Annotated in this window: 3 protein-coding genes; 2 read left to right on the top strand and 1 reads right to left on the bottom strand. The window is 37.0% G+C overall.

Features of this window, described 5'->3' with window-relative positions; translation table 11 throughout:
* Window positions 1-206: 206 nt before the first annotated feature.
* On the top strand, window positions 207-461 hold the full coding sequence (gene rpsT / locus ACY65O_RS03555; protein WP_462219474.1) for a 30S ribosomal protein S20: 255 nt from the start codon (window positions 207-209) through the stop codon (window positions 459-461).
* A gap of 109 nt (window positions 462-570) precedes the next feature.
* A complete protein-coding gene (locus tag ACY65O_RS03550; protein ID WP_462219473.1) occupies window positions 571-2,295 on the top strand; it encodes a M14 family metallopeptidase in 1,725 nt (574 codons plus the stop codon).
* Window positions 2,296-2,305: 10 nt separating this feature from the next.
* Here the strand turns inward: ACY65O_RS03550 and ACY65O_RS03545 are convergent.
* A partial coding sequence (locus tag ACY65O_RS03545; RefSeq protein ID WP_462219472.1) for a hypothetical protein occupies window positions 2,306-2,689 on the bottom strand: 384 nt, incomplete at its 5' end.

Genomic DNA, 2,689 nt, shown 5'->3' with positions numbered 1-2,689 from the left:
GATAATAAAATGGGTACTTATATCAATACGCAGCAGATCTTTCACCCAGCCAAATCCAAGCAATACCAGCGATATAATATGCAGGAAGAGTAAAATTAATCTGTTCATAAAGCCTAATTTTACACTAACCTACAAATATTTCAACATTCAACATTCAATATTCAATATTTTCCCCTTATCTTTGCAGCCCAAAAATTAGATTTTTAATGGCAAACCATTCAGCTACAAAAAAAGATATGCGCCAGAGCGCAAAACGTAACGAACGTAACCGCTACAACGGCAAAACAACCCGTAATGCAATACGTGATTTAAAAGCCAGCGATAAGGCCGCTGCAACAACCGAACTTCCAAAAGTTGCTTCTATGATTGATAAATTGGCAAAACGTGGTACTATCCACAAAAACAAAGCTGCCAATTTAAAAAGCAAGTTGGCCAAAAGGGTTAATGCATTAGCAAAATAATTTTTCCTTACAATATTTATTAAGAGGTTGCAGCAATGCAGCCTTTTTTTGTTTTGCAAATTCATTGCCGGCAATAAAAAAATTGTAGCTTTCTAAAAATTTTAACTGCATGAGAAAGGTTTTAGTTATTTCCCTCATTTGTATTTTTTGTTTTTATACCAGCTATGCACAGCAATGCCGTTTTGAAAAAACAAACGGCTTAGAAAGTGCTACTTACTTTGAAGCCATTGAGTGGTATAAAAATTTAGACAACCAATCTGCAAAAGTATTAGTAAAAGAAATGGGTATTACAGATGCCGGCTACCCATTACATATTGTTTTAGTAAGCAATGATGCAAAATTTGATGCTGTCCAATGGCATAAACAAAACAAAGCGGTTGTTTTAATCAACAACGGCATTCATCCCGGCGAGCCCGATGGCATTGATGCAAGTATGATGCTGGTGAGAGATATTGTATTGGGTAAGCTCCAGCTTCCCAACAATATTGCTGTAGCAATAATCCCCGTTTACAATATTGGCGGATGTTTAAACCGCACCGCCTTTTCACGTGCCAACCAAAATGGCCCAACGGAATACGGCTTAAGGGGCAATGCACAAAACTTAGATTTAAACCGTGACTTTACAAAAAACGACAGCAAAGAAGCGAAAGCATTTGCGCAAATTTTTCATTTACTCGATCCCGATATTTTGATAGATAACCATGTAAGTGATGGTGCCGATTACCAGCACACGATGACGTTACTTACAACGCAATACAATAAGCTGGGTGATAATTTAGGTGCATGGTTAAAAAATAATTTTGAACCGCAATTGTACAAAGGTATGGCCGAAAAAAAATGGGACATGACACCTTATGTAAATTTTGAAACAGAAACACCTGATAAAGGAATGGAAATGTTTTACGATCCGCCAAGGTACTCTTCGGGTTATGCCGCCCTGTTTCAAACTATTGGTTTTGTGCCCGAAACGCACATGCTAAAACCATTTAAAGAAAGAGTGCTTTCTACTTACGCTTTAATGCAAACTGTAATTGAAAAAGCAGCATTAAATGCAACAGCATTAATTACTGAAAGAAATAAAGCCAAAGCAACAATTGTAAAAGAAAAAAACTTTGCGTTAAGCTGGGCAGTGGATACAACACAACATTCTATTATTACATTTAAAGGATACCGACAGGGTTATAAAACCAGCGATGCTACGGGTTTGCAAAGAATGTATTACAACAGAAGCAAACCATTTACTAAAGAAGTAAAATTCTTCAACACATTTAAGCCTTCTAATTTTGTTACAGCACCATCAGCATATATTATTCCGCAGGGATGGGGTACAGTAGTTGATTTGATGAAACTGAATAATGTAACAGTTAAACAATTGAACAATGATACACTTATTGAAGTAGAAGCATATAAAATTGATGACTACAAAAGCTTTCCGAAGCCTTATGAAAAACACCATAAAAATTTTGCAGTAAAAGTTTCTTCCTCTAAACAAAAATTAAAATTTTTAAAAGGCGATTATTTAATTCAACTAAACCAAAAAGCTAACCGCTACATTGTTGAAATACTGGAGCCAACAGGTGATGACAGTTTTTTTGCCTGGAATTTTTTTGATGCCATTCTTCAGCAAAAAGAAGGCTACAGCGATTACCGCTGGGAAGATGTAGCAGCAGAAGTTTTAAAAAATAATCCTGCTGTAGCTGCTAAGCTCCAGCTTAACAGGGAGAGCGACGCAAAATTTGCTGCCGATGCATCAGCACAATTAAATTTTATTTATAAAAACTCGCCGTATTACGAGCCGGGGCATAACAGGTACCCGGTGTACAGGTTACTCTAACACCAGTTAATTATCTCAATCCCTGCCGTTTAGCCAGCTTGGCCGCAATAAACAAAGTACAAAAAACAATAGTTACACTAAGGTAGCCCACCCAGTTATAGTGCATTATTTTTCCATCGGGCTGTTTGGCAACAATGGCACCTGCAATTAATGCAGCAAGGCCGGTAAACAATTGTTGTATGGAGGCATTAAAACTCATAAACAATCCTCGTTTTTCGGGGTTAACTACAGTGCTTATCATGGCCTGTGCAGGTATTGTTCTGCCCGTAGAAAAGGAAAACCAAACTGCAAACACACACAGCACAAAATAAAAAGGAATGGCAGGCATGCTGGTAATTAAAAATATAGGTATTAAAGAAGCACCTGCACTGTATAAATAAATTTTAAGCTTACC

The organism is Ferruginibacter sp. (assembly GCF_031430955.1).
Taxonomy (GTDB): domain Bacteria; phylum Bacteroidota; class Bacteroidia; order Chitinophagales; family Chitinophagaceae; genus Ferruginibacter.
The sequence above is the reverse complement of the archived record's forward strand: the minus strand, read 5'-3'. Positions and strand labels throughout refer to the sequence as shown.

Coding starts and splice junctions, on each gene's coding strand:
- rpsT (WP_462219474.1), top strand. CDS start 207: ATGGCAAACCATTCAGCTACAAAAAAAGATATGCGCCAGAGCGCAAAA.
- ACY65O_RS03550 (WP_462219473.1), top strand. CDS start 571: ATGAGAAAGGTTTTAGTTATTTCCCTCATTTGTATTTTTTGTTTTTAT.